Source organism: Butyrivibrio sp., assembly GCF_015056685.1.
GTDB lineage: Bacteria > Bacillota > Clostridia > Lachnospirales > Lachnospiraceae > Butyrivibrio.
The window spans coordinates 1-20,897 of the sequence record NZ_SVFW01000016.1 but is presented as its reverse complement, the minus strand read 5'-3'; the positions used below and the strand labels follow the sequence as shown (position 1 = coordinate 20,897).

Genomic DNA, 20,897 nt, shown 5'->3' with positions numbered 1-20,897 from the left:
GCTAATGACAGAAAACGAATATGCCTATTTTTTATACAATATCCCGGGGCTGGGAAACAAGGGAATTTACAGCATTTTAGATAGTGGCATTACCTGCGGGGACATTTTTAACATGGATGAAAAGAGCTTAAGTCTCCTCGTAAAAGAAAAGACTTCAAAAACAAAGCCTGCAAAAGAAATAATCGAAAGAAGAAAGCTTTGGGACTTTGAAAAAGAGGCAGAAAAGCTTAAAACTCAGGGAATAAGTTTTATCTCTGCGTGCTCTGATGAATTTCCTGAGAGATTAAGGCATATCCCTGATCCGCCATTTGCCATATACGTAAAGGGAAGCCTTCCAAACCCGGAGATACCGTCGGTATCTATTGTTGGGGCGCGCATGTGCTCTGATTATGGGAGGTTTATGTCCAGAGAATTCGGAAAGGGACTTGCCCTTGCAGGAGTTCAGGTTATAAGCGGAATGGCAAGAGGAGTCGATGGCATAAGCCAGAAGGCAGCAATAGAAGCAGGAGGAAGTTCCTTTGGAATTCTGGGCTGCGGTGTAGACATTTGCTACCCTGAAGAAAACAGGGATGTATATAGCAGGATATGCGCAAATGGCGGCCTTATTTCAGAGTATCATCCAGGAACTGAGCCAAAACCTAATCTTTTTCCAATGCGCAACAGGATTATAAGCGCGCTGGCAGATATTGTTCTTGTGGTTGAGGCAAGGCAGAAGTCTGGAACTCAGATAACTGTAGATCAGGCTCTTGAACAGGGTAAAGAGGTCCTGGCAGTTCCTGGGAGAGTCACGGACAGGTTAAGCGATGGCTGCAACTTTTTGATCAGTCAGGGGGCAGGAGTTGCGCTTTCTGTGGGAGATGTGCTGGATAGGCTTTGGAGAGGCACAAACGGCAAAAGAACCAAAGATAACAATACAGATGACCCTGAAGAAAAGACACTTGAAAAATATCGGAACAATAATGAGGAGGACCTTGGCGTGGAGGAGCAAAGATCAATAGAAGATGAGATTGTAGATGTTGTAGATATCATCCCTGTTTCAGCCTCATCAATCATGGAGAGATTGTATGAAAAAGAAATAACTATTTCTGTTCCGGAACTTATGGGGAAATTAATGGATCTGACTTATAAAGGATTGATCATTCAGGACGGCGTTTATTACAGAAAACGCATGGGATGAGCATTTGTGACACCGATTGCGCAAAACGTTTCCGGCAACGATGCCGAAAACGTTTCCGATAAAAAAGTCAATGTGCAATATGTATAAAAGTATGAACGTTTTATCATAAAAAATGCTTTATTGACAAAAAAGTGCACAAGACCTAAACTTTTTTACAGAGCAACCGATTGCGCTTTTGTTACGCAATATGGAATGGTACGAAAAAAACGGAGGGAAAAAAATGAAAAAGAAATTGGTTTCTGTTTTATTGTCAGCAGCAATGGGCGCTACACTCCTTGCTGGATGTGGACAGCAGGCAGCTCAGGAGGCTGCAGAAACAGCTCAGGAAACAGCTCAGGAAACAGCTGAAACTGTAGCTGAGACATCTCAGGAAACAACTGAGGCAGTTCAGGAAGCTACAGAAGAGATTACAGATTATGGCACAGGCGAAGTTAAGGTTTGGGTTGCTGATGCTGTAGTTGATTTTACAAATCAGCAGATCGCTAAATTCCAGGAAGCACACCCTGAAATGTCAGGTTACACATTCACAGTTGAGGCAACTGGTGAAGGTGATGCTGCCGGAAACATGATCACAGACGTTGAAGCTGGTGCTGATGTATATGTATTTGCACAGGATCAGATCGCAAGACTTGTTTCTGCAGGTGCTCTTGAGGAAGTTGAGCCAGCTAACGCAGAGATGGTTAAGGCTCAGAACGATGCAGGTGCTGTTGGCGCTGCTACAGTAGGTAACACACTTTATGCTTATCCTCTTACATCAGATAACGGATATTTCCTTTACTATGATAAGAGCGTTATAACAGATCCTTCTTCTCTTGAGAAAATCGTTGCAGACTGCGAAGCAGCAGGAAAGAACTTCTACTTCGAGATCAACTCAGGTTGGTATCAGACAGCATTCTTCTTTGGAACAGGTGCAGAGCTTACTTATGACACAGATGATGCAGGTAACTTCACAAAGTGCAATTCAACATATGCAAGTGATGCTGGTGTAGTTGCTCTTAAAGAAATCATTGAACTTGCTCAGTCAAAGTCATTCCAGAATGGTTCATCAGTTTCTAACGCAACAAACTGCGCAGCAATCGTTGATGGAACATGGGATTCAGAAGCAGCAAAGGCTATGTTTGGTGACAACTATGCATGTGCTAAGCTTCCTTCATTCGAAGGTTCTGATGGAAAGACATATCAGATGAGCGGCTTCGGTGGATTCAAGCTTCTTGGTGTTAAGCCTCAGGAAGATGAGCGTAAGCTTGCTGTATGTGATGCTCTTGCTGCATACCTTTCAAGCGAGGAAGTTCAGCTTGCAAGATTCGAAGCAGTAGGCTGGGGTCCTTCAAACTTAAATGCACAGCAGTCAGATGCTGTTAAGGCTGACGAAGCACTTTCAGCTCTTGCTGATCAGCTTCAGTACACAATTCCTCAGGGTCAGTATCCTGGTGATTACTGGTCACTTGCTACATCACTTGGTGATTCTGTAATTTCTGGTGAGATTGCAGCAACTGCAAGCGATGAGGATATTTTAAAGGCTCTTACAGATTTCCAGACAACTTGCGAAAGCTATGCAAAATAATTAGCTGAAAATTGCATTAAAGCTATGATTTCAAGGCTCGGAATACCTATTATTCCGAGCCTATATTTTCAGTAGAGCACTTATTGTTAAGAAGGGAGGTCCAGGCATGGCAGGAAGTACTGGAAAAAAGAAAACTAAAAACGTGGGCTCTGGTCTTGAATCTGTTAAGCAGGTATTTAAGAATATTGGGGTGACATTTGTTGAGGGGGATTTTAAGACCAAATTATCATATTTGATCTTTGGTTTTGGCCCTATGCTTAGGGGACAAATTCTTATAGGAGCAGTACTTCTTTTACTGGAAGTTCTATTTTTCTGGTACATGACCGGATTTGGCTGGCAGTACCTTTCTAAAATTTCAACTCTTGGAACAGTGGCAACTCAAAAAGTAGGAAGAAAGACTGTTTACGGTGATAACAGCTTCCTTATCCTTTTGTTCGGTGTGCTGAGTGCATTCGCAGTGATCGCATTTTTTGTAGTGTGGTATCTGAACATCAGGGAGAACAGAAAAGAAGAGCTGCTGCTTAAGGCAGGAAAAAAACTTCCTTCAAACAAGGAGACATTCTTATCTCTTTTTGATAAAAACTTTGATAAGACACTTCTTTTATTACCTGTTACAGGAATATTTTTATTCACGGTTTTACCTATCGTTTTCATGATCTGTGTCGCTTTTACAAATTACGATGCAAATCATCAGGCACCATCCAATCTTTTTACATGGGTTGGACTTGAAAACTTTAAAAACCTTGTTTCATTCGGAACAGAGGGCTTTGGACCCACATTTTTACAGGTTCTTCTGTGGACACTTGTGTGGGCTTTTCTTGCTACATTTATAGACTATTTCCTTGGCCTTGGAGTAGCAATTCTTATCAATAAAAAGGGAGTCAGATTCAAAAAGCTCTGGAGAACCATCCTGGTTATGACAATTGCGGTTCCTCAGTTCGTATCACTCCTTTATATCATGAAAATGTTCGCTAATGACGGACTTATCAATGGATACCTTATAAAGTGGGGCATCATTAAAACAGCTATTCCTTTCTGGACTGATCCCTTACTTGCCAAGATAACGATCGTTGTTGTCAATATCTGGATTGGTATTCCATATCTTATGCTGATTGCAACAGGACTGCTCATGAACATTCCTGAGGACCTTTACGAAAGTGCCAGAATTGATGGTGCAAACGGATGGCAGATGTTTAAGAGTATCACCCTTCCATATATGTTATTTGTGACAGGACCATTTATCCTGACTCAGTTTACCGGAAACCTCAATAACTTTAATGTTATTTACCTTTTGACTCAGGGTAAACCTCAGTCAATGAATCTTGCCGGCAATGCCGGAAACACAGACCTTTTGGTAACGTGGCTTTACAAGATGACTGTAAATGACACTAACTACAAGATGGCAGCAGTAATAGGTATCATGGTATTTATCGTAACTGCTATATTCGCACTTGGTGTATATGGCCTGCTTCCATCAGTAAAGGATGAGGAGGGCTTCCAATAATGAATAAATCATATAAAACAAAAAGAACAATAGGAAATGTGATCGCATATATTGTTCTTATACTTATCAGTATTATTTGGCTGTTCCCTTTTGTGGGACTTGTTCTTCAGAGTTTTAGATCATATGCAACAGAATATGGCGGAATGGTAGATTACCTTCTTCCAAAAGCTTTTTCGCTTGATAATTACAAGTTCCTGTTTTCAGGTGAGACCAACTATGTAAGATGGTATAGCAATACCCTTATAATCGCCTTTTTTGTTACTGCTTTCCAGACTGTCATAATCCTCTGCGTAAGCTATGCACTTTCAAGAATGAGATTTGCAGGAAGAGAACTTCTTATGCGTTTTTGGCTTATATTAGGTCTTTTCCCGGGATTCCTTACTATGATCTGTCTGTACTTCCTGTTGAAACAGTTCGGACTTACTCAGGCAGGTGCTATCCCAGGACTTATCCTTGTATCAGTAGCAAGCTCAGGTATGGGCTACTACGTATGTAAAGGATATTTTGACACAATTCCTAAGGCCCTTGACGAAGCCGCAAGAATCGACGGTGCTACAAGAGCAAGAATATTCTTGACAATGATCATTCCTATGTCAAAGCCTATCATCATTTACACAGCACTTGTTGCCTTCATGGCACCATGGTGTGACTATGTATTTGCTTCTTATGTTGCTTTTGGCCACGATCAAAGTTACAATGTAGCAGTTGCCATGACCAGATGGGTATGGACAAATGACTACCAGGGCTACTTTACAAGGTTCTGTGCAGGCGGCGTTCTCATCGCCATCCCTGTAACATTACTGTTCATGTTCCTTCAGAAATATTACGTTGAAGGTGTAACCGGCGGAGCGGTGAAGGGCTGATTTTACTAGATTTTTAAAGCGCAAGCGCATAAAAATCTTAGTAAAATCGTGTTCTGGCGAGCGAAAGCGAGAGCAGAACTTCCTTGTAAAATCCTTTGCGGAAGAAATCGTGTTAAGGCTAGAAGAGAGTGTTATGAACAATCCAAAACTCACAATTGATGATGTTGCCAAAGCTCTTGGAATTTCCAAGACCACCGTATCCAGGGCTATTTCCGGAAAAGGCAGAGTTGGAAATTCCACCAAGAGCAAGGTAATGGAATATATTGAAAAGCATAATTACAGACCAAATGTCATGGCCAGGGCTCTGGCAAAACAGAGAACCTATAACATAGGCGTAGTATGGCCTGATGACTATAACGCTGTCGATCTGCCTTTTTTTCAGAGATGTATGGTCGGCATGAGTGAAATAACCTCATCCTTTGGCTATGACATTGTGGTTTCGCTTATTGCCGGCGATGACATTTCGGGTCTTAAAAGAGTTGTTGAGAACCATAAGGTAGATGGCATCATTCTTACCAGAACTTTAGTGAATGATAAGCCGGCTGCTTACCTCAAGGAATGCGGAATTCCTTTTGTGGCTATAGGCAGTTCAACGGATCCTGATATTGTTTGTGTTGATAATGCCAACTATGAAGCATGTAAGGAACTCACATCTGTTCTTATTGCCAAGGGCCTTAAAAAACTTGCACTTATCGGGGGTTCCACAGAGCATATCATCACAAGGACAAGGCATAATGGCTTTGCGTCTGCTTTTGTGGATGCGGGTCTTAAAATGGATCCGGCTCTTGTTTACCTTGATGTTGAAAAGACAGCTAAAGTGGGCGGAATATTAAAAGAACTGCTTAAGAAAAATATAGATGGAGTCATCTGTATGGACGACAATCTTGCAGGAGAGGTTATTGCAAGGTGCAGAGAAGAGCATATTCTTGTTCCGGAAAAGCTTAAAGTTGCTTCTTTTTACAACAGCTCCATTTTGGAAAGTTCAGTTCCTTCAGTTACGTCGCTTAATTTTGACGATAGAAATCTTGGAGCAACGGCGGCCAAAAAGCTGCTTGAGCTCATAGACGGACAGGATGTTTCAAATACTGTCCTTACCAACTACGAAGTAATACTCAAAGAAAGTACTAAATAAGAAACGGGGAGTTTTTATGAAGATATTGTCAGATTCAAAGGTTGGATTCGACCCGATCAGTCTGATTGTTGATGGGAAGAGAGTATTCCCTATGATGGGAGAGATGCACTTTAGCAGATATCCCCATCAGTACTGGGAAGAAGAACTCTGCAAAATGAAAGCGGGAGGAATTGATATAGTTTCTCTCTACGTCATCTGGATCCACCATGAGGAAATCCATGGCGATTTTGATTTTAGCGGAGACAGAAATATAAGACTGTTTTTGGAAACAGTTAAAAAATGTGGCTTATATGCAATATTGAGAATTGGCCCATGGGCACATGGAGAGGCAAGAAACGGTGGATTTCCTGACTGGCTTTTAAAAGATTCAGTGGATAATGGCTACGAAGTCAGGACTGATGCGCCACGCTATCTTGAACATGTAAGAAAATTCTATGAAAAGACATTTGAACAGGCGAAAGGTCTTTTGATAAAGGACGATGGTCCCGTGATCGGAGTGCAGATTGAAAATGAATACGGGCACTGCGGTGGAAAAAATGGCGAAGAGGGCGAGCAACACATGAGAACTCTTCTGGCCATGGCAAAAGAGATTGGCTTTGAAGTGCCGATTTACACAGCTACAGGCTGGGGCGGAGCAGTTACAGGCGGAATGATCCCTGTTATGGGCGGTTACTGCGAGGCTCCATGGGATCAGAGAACTACAGAGATCGAGCCAAGCGGCAACTACATTTTTACCAAAGAAAGAAATGATCACAATATTGGCTCAGATCATGGCCTGGGTGATGGAATTACCTTTGACATGAACAAGTTCCCGTTCCTTACTGCTGAACTTGGCGGAGGACTTCAGGTTACAAAGCATAGAAGACCAATAGCGACAGGGCTTGATACAGCGGCTATGACCATGACCAAGCTTGGAAGCGGAGCTAATCTTTTAGGCTATTACATGTACCACGGAGGGACCAATCCTGAGGGCAAGCTTACTACCCTTCAGGAGACAAAAGAGACAGGATACCCCAATGATCTTCCTGTATTGTCCTATGATTTTAATGCACCTCTTCGTGAATATGGACAGATGGAGGATACTTACAGACAGGTGCGCCTCCTTGCTTCATTTATTCACGATTTTGGAAGTGATCTTTGCGACATGGCTTATGTGGAGCAGCCTGGCAATCCATTAAAACCTGACAATTTTAATGACCTTAGAAGCGCTGTAAGATGCAAGGAAAGAATCCTTCCAAATGGGGAAAAAGTAAAGTCAGGATATCTCTTTGTTAATAACTATCAGCGCAGATATACCATGGCTGACCATAAAGATACTGCTCTGAAAGCCTATGATGAAGATGGCAGTGTTCTTGCAAGCTTTGAGAGCAGGGATGTTGCAAATGGAGACTTTTTCTTTTATCCATTTAATATGTGGGTTGGAAACAAGGCAGTTATCACAACTGATGCTACTCCTGTTTGCTGTATTGCTGACTTTGATGGAAATGGGCATGATGCTTACATTTTCTATAAAGATTCAGAAAAAGAGCCGTCTCTTTCAGTAAAAGGAGATCTCGACGGCAACAAAGTGGTATTTATTACCAGGGAAGAAGCTGTTCATGGAAGCAAGGTTATCAAAAACGGCAAAGAGTACTTTGTCATAAGCAGTGGCGATGTTGTAACAAATGCGGCTGGAAAGCCTGAGCTTTATTTTGAAGTTTCAGATAATGAGACAAAGCATGCTGTATTCAAGGCATTTCCGGAGTTGTGCGATGCACCGGATGGCTTTGATACATTAAAAAAAGATGACGAGATCTTTACGGTCTATAAGAGCAAAAACAGTTATGAAAACAAGGCTACAGCTCTTTTGACTAAAGATGAGCAGGACGGTGAGCTAAAAGCAGCATTAAAAGTAACAGATATGCCTTTGGACAGAAATGAAATGCTCCTTAGCATTGATTATGAGGGCGATACAGCTCAGATGTACCATGATGGCAAAATGATCGCAGACAGCTTCTACACAGGCCAGAAGTGGGAAGTTGGACTTAAGCGTTTTTGTGGTAATGAATCAGGTGAATTTGCCTGTGAAATAGCTGTTGATCCGCTAAAAGAAGATACAAAGCTGTATCTTCAGGAATGGCCGGCGATGAAAGACGGAAAAGCCTGCAGAATTAACGATGTTCATTTAATAGCGCAATTTAAAACTGAAATTTGAAAATATGTGTTAAAATAGTGTTATCGAGATTATAAAATTTCGATAACACTTTTTGTTTTTACTTATGGTGAATATATGTCTGATGAAGAGATGAGAATGACTTATTCTGCAATTGTTGCCGGAAAAGATAACAAGAAGATGGTAAGGGTTTCATTTGAACGAAATGGTAAAAACGGGAAAGAGATTGCAGAAGGCGTTATTCCTGGTGGTAAGATAGTTAAAAATAACGGGTATTCTCAGGATGAAATTGCAGGCCTTGAGGTATATCTTAAAGCTAATGCCGATGACATTATTTCTAAAGCAAAAGTCATCAGCAATCCGCTTAAATGGTTATAAAACAAAGCTGGAGTTGTAGATGCAATATAATATTTATTTTGATATTTGCGCATTATTTATATTGATCACTATCGCTGTTACTTCTATGTCTAGGAGAGGTGTGCCTTCTTATAGACAGAGAGCTTACAGCGCGCTTTATTTTGCCGTTTTCATGGCGACTTTGTGTGAAAGAATAGAAACATATCTGCAGATGCATCCTCTGACCTTTTCTGAGTACGGCATTCTTGAAAAAATAGCTGGAAGTGCTTTTTTCTTTTTCCATCTTGGGTCAGCAGTTTTTTATCTTTTATATATCATGTCTGTATTGGATATTTATGTGCCTATAACCACCTGGAAAGGCTTTTGGTATCTCTGGTTTGGGTATATTATCTGCATAGTTCTTTTAGTGGTCAACTGGTTTGCACCGATTTTGTTCAGCTACTCTGCAGATGGCATCTATCACAGGGGTAAATACCTTTTCCTCTTTTATATCATCGCAACGTACTATCTTGTTGTCAGTCTTGTTTTGCTGTTAAGGTATAACAATCTCATGCGCAGAAGGACAAAGGTGGTTGTGGCATCATATGCTCTTTTTGTTCTTGCAGGAATACTGATCCAGTACTTTTATCCAACTCTGCTTGTCGAGAATTTCTGTAATACCATCAGTGTGACCTTTATTTATATAACCCTTCAAAATCCCAGTGAGATGGTAGATGAAGTACTTGATATCCTCAATAAGAAAGCCTTTATTGAGGGGCATGATCTTAAGACAAAAAGAAAAGGAGAGCACTTTACAATCTTCCTTACCATAAAAAATATCCGCACTCTCAGCGATGAGATCGGCTATGGAAATGGACAGGATGCGCTTAAGACCATAGCAAAGTATTTAAAGAATGTAGGCCGCAAGGAACTACATCTTATTACCTATGCTTACAGGTATTCTGAATATGTATTTGCACTGACTGTTCATACAGATGATGCAGATAAAGCAAAGGCTTTGATGTACAAGATCTCTTACAGGATGCGCGAGCCCTGGAGCTTTGGCAACATGAAACTCAAAGTAGACGGACAGCTCTTTTTACTTCATTATCCTGTACATTACAAGACTACAGCTGATCTCATAAATAAGATAGAGATGATGGTTGAGCACGCAAATAATGACCATAATCTTATCATTGATGTGGATAAGGTCGACTTTGAGGCTATCAGAAGAGAGAGCGACTATGATAATTTTGCGAGGGTCAATCTCGACAGCAAATTGGCAACGATCAAGTTCCAGCCATTTTTATCCAAGATCTATAAGATCAATTACTGTGCCGATGTACTATGTTTCCTTCAGGATGCAGCAGGAAACGAGATCGATATGAGGGGAAAGATTCCTGATATTAAAGTTTCGCAGGCACTTATGGATGCAGATGAGTTTGTTTTCAGAAGGGCTTGCAGGGCACTTTCATTCTGGAATGCCGGCGATAAAAACGGAAAATACAGGGCTGTTGTCGCAATGTCCCAGGGTGAAATATCAAAGAATGATTTTATTAAGCGTATTAAGAAAATATTGCGAGAAGAGAACGCGGTAGCATCATGGATCAGCATCAAACTCACCGAGACCACAATATCTACCATGAACTCAATTGCTGAGCGAAATATAAAAATGCTTGGCGATTTAAAGAGCTCTATCATTGTTGATAAATTTGGAAGCGGCTATGGAGACCTTAACAGAGTGCTTTCACTCCCTGTTTCTCAGGTTAACATAGACAGCTCGATCCTTCACTCCGCCATGGAGTCTGATAAGATGATGCTGGTGGTTCAGGGAATAGTCAATCTTTTCCACGATATCAGCATATTTGTCTGCGCCACTGATATAGAGAATGAGACAGACAAAAAACTGGCTGAAGATCTTGGATGTGACTATCTTATCGGAGATTATATGGGAGCACCTATGAAGGATAGTTCTTACGTAAAGTTTATTGATGCATATTTTGAGGAAAATTGATTATGAGTCTTTTAACAAATCCACAAAACTACGAAATATGCTTTGCAATATGCTCAATGGTGGTTTTGCTTATCACTGTTTTTGTGCATCTTTTTGGAGAGCATTACTACAGCAGGCAAAATGACATATTTGGAGGGCTGCTTTTTAATGCATTTTGCATGAATTTATTGGGACTCATACACAAAGTGTGGATCCAGTCTGATTTTTTGAAAATGTCCCTTAGCTATCAGGCAGCCTGCGTCCTTGTAATGCTTGAAAAAGTGTGCATTTATGTAATGCCTCTTTTATCGGTTCTCTATGGAATGGCTATTTTCCACATTGAGTTCCAGAGCTTTGTCAAAAAGATCCTTATTGGTATTCCTACTATCTGCTCGCAGGTTGTTATCTTCAGCGTTATTTTTACCGGATTCTTTTACAGGTTTGATGAAAATGCTGATATCAGGTACATATATCCGCAGGCTGTCACCATATATCTAAGTGTATGGTTCTATCTCATTGTTGCAGCTTACATGATAATTAAGTACAAAAAGTCTTTGAGCACTGAGAAGCAGATGGCCCTTGTGGTCTATTATCTTTTGATGGCAGCAGGGGTTCCTATCAGAATACTGACAAGGTCCAGCTCAATCTTTGAGTTTTCGGTTTCAATAGCTCTTTTGCTGTGCGTCTATACATTCCAGAATCCAAGTGAGTTTGTGGACTTAACTTCCGGTGCGGGAACAAAGAAAGCTCTGGAATTCACCATTTCTACCAATCTTTTACAGAAAAAGACATTTTCACTTCTGGGAATATATGTGGATAAGCTTGATGTGTTCATGAGCGAAGAAGCCATTGAGAACTCCTCAGAGCTCCTTAGACACATATCGGATTATCTAAAGAAAATGTGTCCGGAAGGAGGATTGTTTTATCCGTTTGACAGCACGTTCATTTTAATGTTTCCCGGGGCAGGCCCAGATGAAGCAGTGATAGAAAAAACTGTAGAACAGATAAAGATAAGGTTTAAAGATCCGTGGGTACTAAAAAATGAGGAAATAAAATTATTCCAGAGCCCGTGTGTTTTGGGCTTCCCTACAGAAGTAGATTCTCTTGAGAGATTTAATGAGATATGGAATGTAATGCAGAAGGCTTTTCTGAGGCACAACAGGGATGTTTTAAGGCTTTCTGATCTGAATCTTAAATATGTTGAACATGACAAGAAGATTGATGGGATAGTGAAAAGAGCTCTCGAAGACGGGCTTTTGGATGTTTACTATCAACCGATATATTCTCCGGCTGACGGCAAATATACATCCTGTGAAGCCCTTGTGCGTCTAAAGGACCCTAAGCTTGGATTTATCTCGCCTGCAGTATTCATGCCTGTTGCCGAGAGGAACGGAAGTGTTCTTGAAATAGACAGATATGTGCTGGACAGGGTGTGCGAGATGATATCTTCATCGCAGATCATGGACTATGGAATAGAATACGTGGAGGTTAATCTTTCTATAGTAGATTGCATACAGACCAATTTCGCAGAGAATATACTTGGGACTCTTGAAAAATATAACGTCGACCCCAAGCTGATAAATCTGGAGATAACAGAGACCTGGGAAAAGAATATTACTGATGTAATGGACATGAATCTGGGAAGATTGTTAAAATCAGGAATTACCTTTTCTATGGATGACTTTGGAACAGGGTATTCCAATCTTGCAAGGATTGCTATGCTTCCTTTAAAGCTCTTTAAACTTGACAAGAGCATTGTCCAGTCCGTATTTGATTCAGAGACATCCTATATGGTAATGCTCAATATGATCAGGATAATCAAGTCCCTTGGAAAAGAAATTGTTGCAGAAGGCGTGGAAACTGCAGAGCAGGCAAAGCAGATCATAAGACTTGGCTGTGATCATGTTCAGGGCTTCTTTTACGCAAGACCCATGTCAAGAGAAAGCTTTATAGAGTTCATTAAAGAGCACAACGCTTAAAGCCATTGCAAAGAAAATGCGGTAAGTGTAAAATATTTCGTGTTTATTATTTATTTCAAGAATTAAGGATGGTTATTTATGGCACTTATTAAGAAACCCGTTACCGGAATGAAGGATATTCTGCCTTCAGAAATGCAGCTTAGAGATTACTGCATCGGAGTTATTAAAAAGACATATGCAGAATTTGGTTTTACTTCTATAGAAACACCTTGTGTTGAATCACTCGCCAATCTTAACAGCAAGCAGGGTGGAGAAAATGAAAAGCTTATCTTCAAAGTTATGAAAAGAGGAGAAAAGCTGAATTTGGAAACTGCCAAAGAGGAGAACGATCTTACAGATTCAGGTCTTCGCTATGACCTTACAGTTCCCCTTGTTCGTTTTTATGCAAATCATGCAAGCGAGCTTCCTTCTCCATTTAAGGCGCTTCAGATGGGCAATGTGTGGAGAGCTGACAGACCACAGAAGGGCAGATATCGTCAGTTCATGCAGTGCGATATCGATATTCTCGGAGAAGCAACCAATCTCGCAGAGATAGAGCTTATCCTTGCAACAACAACGACTCTTGGAAGACTTGGATTCAAGGATTTTAAGATAAGAATAAACGAGCGCCGAATTCTTAAGGCTATGGCAGCTTACAGTGGATTCCCAGAAGAGAGCTACGATGATGTGTTCATAACTCTCGACAAAATGGACAAGATCGGCATCGATGGTGTTTCTGAAGAGCTTGAAAAAGAGGGCTTTGAAAGATCATCAATAGACAAGTATCTTGACCTCTTCAGAAGTGTTGAAGGCAAAACTGATATTTCAGGTCTTAAGATAATCGCTGATAAATTGGGCGACTTCCTTGACACAGAGGTAAGAGAGAGCCTTGAAGAGATCATCACAAGTGTTGATGCAACCAAGACAGCTCAGTTTGAAATGGTATTTGATCCTACACTTGTAAGAGGAATGTCATATTATACAGGTACTATTTTCGAAGTATCAATGCCTCAGTACGGCGGAAGCTGCGGGGGCGGCGGACGTTATGACAAGATGGTTGGAAAGTTCCTTGGACAGGACACTCCAGCATGTGGATTCTCAATCGGTTTTGAGCGTATCATCATGATTATGATGGATGAAGGCTTTAAGATCCCTGGGGAGGGAAAGAGAAAGGCTTACCTCATCGAGAAAGGAATCAAGGGAGAGAGACTTTCAGAGATCATCTCAGAAGCTCAGAAAGAGAGACTTGAAGGCAATCAGGTTCTTGTTGTTCGCATGAACAAGAATAAAAAGTTCCAGAAACAGCAGCTTTCAGAGCAGGGTTACGAAGATGTTAAGGAGTTCTATCTCAATCCGCTTAACTGACAGGTCTTTTGCTAAAAACAGCCATTGGCTGTGTGAATAAAAGAATAAAAGGGGAGTAAGAAGGTATGATAAGAAAAGGTTTTAAAATGAAGCTTTATAAGGGGATGGAAAAGGAGTATGAGAAGAGACACAATGAGTTGTGGCCTGAGATGCAGGAAATGATCCACGAGCATGGCGGACGCAACTACAGCATATTCCTTGATGAAGAGACAGATGTTCTCTATGGCTATATCGAAATAGAGGATGAAGAGCTTTGGGCTAAAGGAGCTGATACAGCTATTAACCGCAAGTGGTGGGATTTTATGGCCGACATTATGGAGACCAATCCGGACAATAGCCCTGTAGCTATCGATCTTCACCCGGTATTTCATTTGGATTGATAGGAGGAAGTTTTGGACACTCACGCGATACAGCTCGCAGTATTAATTGTACTTGTTTTGTTATCTGCGTTTTTTTCATCTGCTGAAACAGCCTTTATGACTGTTAACAAGGTGAAAATGAAATCCCTTTCTGATGAAGGGAACAAGCGGGCAAAAAGAGTTCTTTCAATTTGCGAAGATACTCAGAAAATTTTGTCTGCGATCCTGATCGGTAACAATATTGTCAATCTTAGTGCATCTGCTTTGATGACAGTTTATGTTACGGATGTGTTTGGAAGCTTTGCGATAGGCATTGGTACCGGTGTACTTACTTTAATCGTTCTTATATTTGGAGAGATCATTCCCAAAACAGTAGCGACTGCCTATGCAGAGAAAATGTCACTGTGGTATGTGAATGTTATCTTGTTTATCATGGCCATAATACATCCTATAAGCTTTATCATAAACGGTATTGCAACACTGATCCTCAGGCTCTTTCGTGTTGATACCAAGAATAAGCAGACTATGACTGAGACAGAACTTAAGACTTATGTGGATGTCAGCCATGAGGATGGCGTTATCGAGAGCGGAGAAAAAGAGATCATTTACAACGTATTTGATTTCAGCGATGCTCATGCAAAAGACATCATGATACCAAGGATCGATATGTGTTGTGTCAGCTCTGATGCTGATTACAATGAGGTCATGAGAGTTTTTCGCGAGGATATGTACACAAGAATTCCTGTTTATGAAGGCGGAGAGCAGGACAATATCATTGGTCTTATAAATGTAAAAGACCTGGTGCTTATTCAGGACAAAGACAATTTCAAGATAAAGGACTGTCTCAGAAAAGCTTATTATACCTATGAGTATAAAAAGACTGCCGATCTTCTCATGGAAATGAGAGAAAGAAGCCAGAATGTTGCTTTCGTTTTATCAGAATACGGAACTACAGTCGGAATGATCACGCTTGAGGACCTTCTTGAAGAAATCGTAGGCGAGATTAGAGATGAGTATGATTCCGATGAGGAAGAACTCATAAGGCATGTAGGCGGCAATAAGTATCTCGTTGAAGGAAACATGAAGCTGGACGACATAAATGATGCTCTTGGAACAGAACTTGATTCAGAGGATTATGATTCCATAGGCGGACTTATGATCGAAAAACTTGACAGACTGCCGGGATATGGCGAGACCGTTACGCTTGATAATGGAATCACGCTAACAGCCCGTGGCATAAAGCGAAACAGAATTACCAAAGTTCTGTTAACTGCTAATACTGTCGCAAAAGAGGATGAAAAAGAAACACTTTAATAATTTACCAATATATGGTATACTAGGTCGATGTAAAAACTCGAAAGTGGAACAGTTCACATTTCAAGTAGGAGGCAATTTATGAAGCACGTAAAGTCATTAGTAACAAGAAATCTTAAAGAGTCAATGAAAAAGGGCGGATGTGGCGAGTGCCAGACATCATGCCAGTCAGCATGCAAGACATCTTGCACAGTAGGAAACCAGAGTTGCGAGCAGCTTAGCAAGTAATCTAACTGGAAGAATATTGGTTTTGTAGGATTAAGTTATCGGGCAGCGGCCGAGGCCGCTGCCTAGTTTTTGCACAACTCGCAGAGTTTAGTTTTAGGAGATTTTATGATTCACGCTTATAAGAACAACGGTTATAACATTGTTCTGGATGTTAACAGCGGTTCAGTACACGTTGTTGATGATGTTGTTTTTGATTTAGTAAATATTGTAGAGGAGAAGCTTGCTGCTAAATATGGTACTGCAGCAGTTTCAGATGGACAGGAAGAAGCTTCAAAAGAGGATTTTGGATGGCTGTTTGATGAAGTTAAAAAGCTTTCAGAGATAACAGACAAGTACTCTGTAGAAGATATCAAAGAGGCAGTTGAGGAGCTTTTAGAGCTCAGAGCTGCACAGGTTCTTTATACTGATGATGTATATGAGAACTATGTAGATGAATTCCAGAACAGAGAGACAGTTATCAAGGCTCTTTGTCTTAACATAGCACATGACTGTAATCTCAGATGTAAGTATTGCTTTGCCGATGAGGGAGAGTATCACGGAAGAAGAGCTCTCATGACAGAAGAGGTCGGTAAGGCAGCACTTGATTTCCTTGTTAAGAATTCAGGAAATCGCAGAAATCTCGAAGTAGATTTCTTTGGCGGTGAGCCACTTATGAACTGGGAGGTCGTTAAAAAGATCGTTGAGTACGGCCGCCAGATTGAAAAAGAACACAATAAGAATTTCCGTTTCACAATAACAACAAACGGAACTCTTTTAAACGATGAGATCCTTGAGTATGTAAATAAGGAAATGGGCAATATTGTCCTTTCTATTGACGGACGTAAGGAAGTTCATGATGCTATGCGTCCTAAGCGCGGCGGACAGGGAAGCTATGATGAGATAGTTCCTAAGTTCCAGAAAGTTGCAGAAAGTCGTCATCAGCTCAGATACTTTGTAAGAGGTACATTTACTCACAATAATCTCGATTTCTCAGAGGATGTTAAGCATCTTGCAGATCTTGGATTCAAGCAGATCTCAGTTGAGCCTGTAGTTGCCAAGCCTGAGGACTGGTACTCATTAAAGGATGAGGATATTCCAAAGCTTTGCGAGGAGTATGACAAGCTTGCCAAGTTCTATCTCGAGAGACAGAAAGAGGGAAGAGGCTTTAATTTCTTCCACTTCAACATCGATCTTGAGGGTGGCCCTTGCGTAGCTAAGAGGCTTTCCGGATGTGGTTCAGGATGTGAGTATTTGGGAGTTACACCTTGGGGTGATCTTTATCCTTGCCATCAGTTCGTTGGTAATGAAGATTTCATCATGGGTAACGTATTCGAAGGTATTACAAGACCTGACATTCAGGAAACATTCAAAAAAAGCAATGTTTATTCAAGACCTGAATGTGAGAAATGTTTCGCCAGATATTATTGCAGCGGCGGATGTGCTGCAAACGCCTATAATTTCAACGGCAATATCAATACGACATATAAGCACGGTTGTGAGCTTCAGAGAAAGCGTATCGAGTGTGCGATTATGATAAAGGCGGCTATGGCCGAATAAGTTAATAAGCTATATGGGAGGATGTATTACAATGAAACGCTTAAAGTCAGTTTTAGCGCTTATCATCGTTCTGTTACTGCTGGGGGGAGTTGGATATTCAGCAGTGTACGGACTTGGTGAAGACAAGTCAGGTTCTTTATCCAGTATCAATTTAGGACTTGATCTTGCAGGTGGTGTTAGCATCACTTATGAAGTTGTTGGAGATGAGAATCCTGATAAGGAGGATATGTCTGATACAATTTACAAGCTTCAGCAGCGTGTAGATCAGTACAGCACAGAGGCTCTTGTTTATCAGGAAGGTTCTAACAGAATCAATATAGAGATTCCCGGTGTCTCAGATGCCAATGCAATCTTAGAGGATCTTGGACAGCCCGGTAACCTTTACTTTATTGCCCAGACTGATTCAGAAGGCAATGAAAACTACACATACCACTCAGGATTTACAGCAGAAGGTAGTCTTGAGACTGATGAAGATGGCAACATTCTTTTTGGTTATGTTCTCAACAAGACACTTGAAGAGCTTCAGGCAGATGGTTCTATAGTTCTTTCAGGAGACCAGGTATCAGTTGCTCAGGCTGCAGCTCAGCAGGATTCATATGGTTCACAGGAACCTGTTGTTTCTCTTGAGTTTACAGAAGAGGGCAAGACAGCATTTGCTGAGGCTACCAAGAAGGCATATGCAGATGGTGAGACAATCGGTATCTATTATGATGGCCAGTTCATTTCTGTTCCTAAGGTTCAGGCCGAGATCACAGACGGTAAGGCTGTAATCACAGGAATGAGCTCATATGAAGAGGCTCAGAATCTTGCTTCTATGATCAGAATCGGTGGACTTAAGCTTCAGCTTAACGAACTTAGATCAAATGTTGTAGGTGCTCAACTTGGTTCAGATGCTATCAGAACATCACTTATTGCAGCAGCTGTTGGTTTTGCTCTTATAGCAGTTCTGATGATCGTATTCTTCAGACTCCTTGGTTTTTCAGCTACACTTGCACTTGCTTTCTACTGCGGACTTATGGTATTCCTTCTTTCCGCATTTGATATGACACTTACTCTTCCTGGTATAGCAGGTATCATTCTTTCAATCGGTATGGCGGTTGATGCTAACGTACTTGTTTTCTCCAGAATCAAAGAAGAGCTTGCTGTTGGCAAGACAGTTGATGAGGCTAGAAAGAACGGTTACAACAAGGCTCTTTCATCAATCCTTGACGGTAACATCACAACTCTTATCGTAGCTATCGTTCTTAGAATTGGTGGAACTGGTTCAATCAAAGGATTTGCTGAGACTCTTATGCTTGGTATCATCCTTTCAATGTTCACAGCTCTTGTAGTTACAAGACTTATCACTTCTATACTTTATGGCCTCGGACTTGAGAACCCTGTTCTCTATGGTAAGGCTAAGGCAGTTAAGAAATTTGATTTCGTTGGAAAGAGAAGAATATTCTATCTCGTTTCATGTGCAGTACTTGTAGTTGGTATCATTACAATGGCAGTTAACGCATCAGCAGGAAAGGGTGCATTCAATTACAGTCTTGATTTCGTAGGTGGTACATCTACAACAGTTACTTTTGACAGAGCTTATGAGCTTTCAGAGCTTGAGAGCACTGTTGCATCTGATATCAAGAAAGCAGCTGGAGTTAACGAGATTCAGATTCAGACAGTTTCTGGTACAAATCAGGTAATCTTTAAGACATCAACTCTTAATGTTTCTCAGAGAGAAGCAGTAGAGGATGTACTTGAGAGCAATTACGGAGTATCTGCTGATAATGTTGCTGCTGAGACAATCAGTTCAACAATCAGTGGCGAGATGAGATCAAGCGCCATCAAGGCTCTCCTTGTAGCACTTATCCTTATGCTTATCTACATTTGGATCAGATTCAAGGATATCAAGTTTGGTGCAGCTGCTATCATCGCCCTTGCACACGATACACTTATTGTAATTACAGCTTATGCACTTACAAGACTTTCAGTTGGTAATACATTCATCGCTGTAATCCTTACAATCATCGGTTACTCAATCAACGATACAATCGTTACATTCGATCGTATCCGTGAGAACCTTCACAATGCAACAAACAGAAAAGAAGAAGCAGAGCTTGTTAATAGCAGTGTAGCTCAGACAGTTACAAGAAGTATCTTTACTTCAGCAACAACATTCTTCACTGTAGCTGCCCTTTATGTATTTGGTGTAGCAGACATTAAGGCATTTGCACTTCCACTTATGGTTGGTGTTATCTGCGGTACATATTCATCAATCTTTATTGCATCACCAATGTGGTATGATCTTAAGACAAAGTTCAAAACATTGTTTGCAAAGTAATTTTCATAGTATAAAATGTTGGAGATATGGTTTATCCATATCTCCATTTTTTTATTTAATAGGAAAATGAATGCTAAAATATTCGCGCATGGCGCGAGAGTGTCGCAAGCGACATTCTAGTTAAATCAGAAAGGATTTCAGGTTATGAAAGAGGCATTTTTTGCAGGGGGATGTTTTTGGTGTGTGACACCTATTTATAAGATGTACGGCGTTGATAAGGTTATTTGCGGCTACGCAGGTGGTGATGAAGAGAATCCAACCTACGAGCAGGTTAAACATCAGGAGACTGGCCATCGTGAGACCATAAAGCTTGTATATGATCCTGAGAAGGTATCATATGATAAGTTACTGGATATCTATTTTGCTAATGTAGATCCATTTGATGCTGAGGGACAGTTTATCGACAAGGGATTTTCTTATACTCTGGCAATCTTCTATGGCGATGAAGAGGAAAAGGCTCTTGCCCAATCTAAACTCGATAAAATAGCAGCAGATTCAGGCAAGGAAACATTTGTTGAACTGTTGCCTTATAAAAACTTCTATGAAGCAGAAGAGTATCACCAGGATTACTACTTAAAAAATCCTGAGGCCTTTGAAAAGGAACTCATCGAATCCGGAAGAAAGAAGTAACAATGGGCTGATTTGAAAGAAGAGAGTATCCTGGTATAAGCTTTATGATTATGCCAAAATATTCTCCCTTTGTATATGCGTAAGTGATTGGATGGTTCTAATGACTTGTTTTTATAAGTCATTAGAACCATCCCTTTTTTCTATGTATAGGCTTAAGAAATTGGTAATTGATTGGTAAGTAATTGGCATCGTCCGCCACCATTGACTGAGCCTGAGGAAAACGCCTTGGCCTGCGAGCCGACGGTGAGGATGATGGGAACAGTAGATTATCTCGCACCGTCGGATTCAGCATTGTAGCGTTTTCCGCAGAACCCGTCAATGGCAAGCACCTTCGGTGTGGCTTGGTTAAGGTGCCTCAGGATCCAATTCCGAGAACAGTAGGGGTGGCTACAGGGTAAGAAATGAAATAATCAATATTTTACCCGAGAAAAAGTGGAAAGACAGGGTAAGAAATGAAATAATCAAT

At 40.9% G+C, this 20,897-nt stretch carries 16 protein-coding genes; all 16 read left to right on the top strand.

The window, feature by feature from the left end; translation table 11 throughout:
* Positions 1-4 precede the first annotated feature (4 nt).
* Positions 5-1,177, top strand: coding sequence for a DNA-processing protein DprA (dprA, locus tag E7303_RS07390; RefSeq protein WP_292144558.1), 1,173 nt, complete (start codon positions 5-7; stop codon positions 1,175-1,177).
* Between the two features lie 220 nt (positions 1,178-1,397).
* Positions 1,398-2,741 carry an extracellular solute-binding protein gene (locus tag E7303_RS07385; RefSeq protein ID WP_292144557.1) on the top strand — a complete coding sequence of 448 codons (1,344 nt, stop codon included), beginning with the start codon at positions 1,398-1,400 and terminating at the stop codon, positions 2,739-2,741.
* Between the two features lie 106 nt (positions 2,742-2,847).
* Positions 2,848-4,245: a carbohydrate ABC transporter permease gene (locus tag E7303_RS07380; protein ID WP_292144556.1), complete on the top strand. Its 1,398-nt coding sequence runs from the start codon at positions 2,848-2,850 to the stop codon at positions 4,243-4,245.
* Positions 4,245-5,108: a sugar ABC transporter permease gene (locus tag E7303_RS07375; RefSeq protein WP_292144555.1), complete on the top strand. Its 864-nt coding sequence runs from the start codon at positions 4,245-4,247 to the stop codon at positions 5,106-5,108. Before E7303_RS07380 ends, E7303_RS07375 begins: the two co-directional genes overlap by 1 nt.
* 133 nt (positions 5,109-5,241) lie before the next feature.
* Positions 5,242-6,240 carry a LacI family DNA-binding transcriptional regulator gene (locus E7303_RS07370; protein ID WP_292144554.1) on the top strand — a complete coding sequence of 333 codons (999 nt, stop codon included), beginning with the start codon at positions 5,242-5,244 and terminating at the stop codon, positions 6,238-6,240.
* Positions 6,241-6,256: 16 nt separating this feature from the next.
* Positions 6,257-8,434, top strand: coding sequence for a beta-galactosidase (locus tag E7303_RS07365; RefSeq protein ID WP_292144553.1), 2,178 nt, complete (start codon positions 6,257-6,259; stop codon positions 8,432-8,434).
* 75 nt (positions 8,435-8,509) lie between these two features.
* Positions 8,510-8,770 (top strand): hypothetical protein, encoded by a 261-nt coding sequence (locus E7303_RS07360; protein ID WP_292144552.1) that lies wholly within the window; start codon positions 8,510-8,512, stop codon positions 8,768-8,770.
* A gap of 19 nt (positions 8,771-8,789) precedes the next feature.
* Entirely contained in the window at positions 8,790-10,742 is a 1,953-nt protein-coding gene (locus tag E7303_RS07355) for an EAL domain-containing protein (RefSeq protein ID WP_292144551.1), read from the top strand.
* A gap of 2 nt (positions 10,743-10,744) precedes the next feature.
* Complete coding sequence (locus E7303_RS07350) at positions 10,745-12,700, top strand: EAL domain-containing protein (RefSeq protein ID WP_292144550.1); 1,956 nt, start codon at positions 10,745-10,747, stop codon at positions 12,698-12,700.
* Positions 12,701-12,778: 78 nt separating this feature from the next.
* Entirely contained in the window at positions 12,779-14,044 is a 1,266-nt protein-coding gene (gene hisS / locus E7303_RS07345; RefSeq protein ID WP_292144549.1) for a histidine--tRNA ligase, read from the top strand.
* Positions 14,045-14,109: 65 nt separating this feature from the next.
* On the top strand, positions 14,110-14,424 hold the full coding sequence (rhaM, locus tag E7303_RS07340; RefSeq protein ID WP_022773127.1) for an L-rhamnose mutarotase: 315 nt from the start codon (positions 14,110-14,112) through the stop codon (positions 14,422-14,424).
* A 12-nt stretch (positions 14,425-14,436) separates the two neighbouring features.
* Complete coding sequence (locus E7303_RS07335; protein WP_292144547.1) at positions 14,437-15,717, top strand: HlyC/CorC family transporter; 1,281 nt, start codon at positions 14,437-14,439, stop codon at positions 15,715-15,717.
* Between the two features lie 81 nt (positions 15,718-15,798).
* The gene (gene scfA, locus E7303_RS07330; RefSeq protein ID WP_013281386.1) at positions 15,799-15,945 is read left to right on the top strand and encodes a six-cysteine ranthipeptide SCIFF; all 147 of its coding nucleotides are present in this window, start codon (positions 15,799-15,801) and stop codon (positions 15,943-15,945) included.
* 105 nt (positions 15,946-16,050) lie between these two features.
* Positions 16,051-17,481 (top strand): thioether cross-link-forming SCIFF peptide maturase, encoded by a 1,431-nt coding sequence (gene scfB / locus E7303_RS07325; RefSeq protein ID WP_074884519.1) that lies wholly within the window; start codon positions 16,051-16,053, stop codon positions 17,479-17,481.
* A gap of 31 nt (positions 17,482-17,512) precedes the next feature.
* Entirely contained in the window at positions 17,513-19,801 is a 2,289-nt protein-coding gene (gene secD, locus E7303_RS07320; protein WP_292144546.1) for a protein translocase subunit SecD, read from the top strand.
* Positions 19,802-19,945: 144 nt separating this feature from the next.
* Entirely contained in the window at positions 19,946-20,431 is a 486-nt protein-coding gene (gene msrA / locus E7303_RS07315) for a peptide-methionine (S)-S-oxide reductase MsrA (RefSeq protein WP_292144545.1), read from the top strand.
* Positions 20,432-20,897: the final 466 nt, after the last annotated feature.